We start from the raw sequence: 334 nt of genomic DNA, 5'->3' as shown, positions 1-334 counted from the left end.
ATTCCGTCGATGCCTTCATTGCCCGCCAGCTTGCCGATTGGCTGAGAACTGCCAATGTCGATCTTCTTCTGACCTTGCACAGGGCGCTGCGCCAGCAGCAGGCCGCTGCGGAAAATGTCAAAAACAGGTTGGCAGGCATTCCCAGCCTGGAGGCTTTTGCCACGCCCCTGCTCGAAAAGGCATTGCGCGCCAAGGGCCTGGACGATGTCGATGTGCGAAGCATGCAGGTCTACATCGAGGACGATGTGCCTCTGCCCAGCGCAGCACCACGCCTGCATACACCGTGGAGGACACTCCACAGCGTGCAACCGTTGCTGACGGCTGCGTTGCATAA

1 protein-coding gene is annotated in these 334 nt (G+C 59.6%); it reads left to right on the top strand.

Features of this window, described 5'->3' with window-relative positions; translation table 11 throughout:
* Positions 1–334: dermonecrotic toxin domain-containing protein (locus tag SB756_RS28770; RefSeq protein ID WP_410912921.1), on the top strand; the 334-nt coding region annotated here is incomplete at both ends.

The sequence above is a fragment of the Pseudomonas sp. SIMBA_068 genome, assembly GCF_046534705.1.
GTDB lineage: Bacteria > Pseudomonadota > Gammaproteobacteria > Pseudomonadales > Pseudomonadaceae > Aquipseudomonas > Aquipseudomonas putida.
This window is presented reverse-complemented; position numbering and strand designations above follow the sequence as displayed.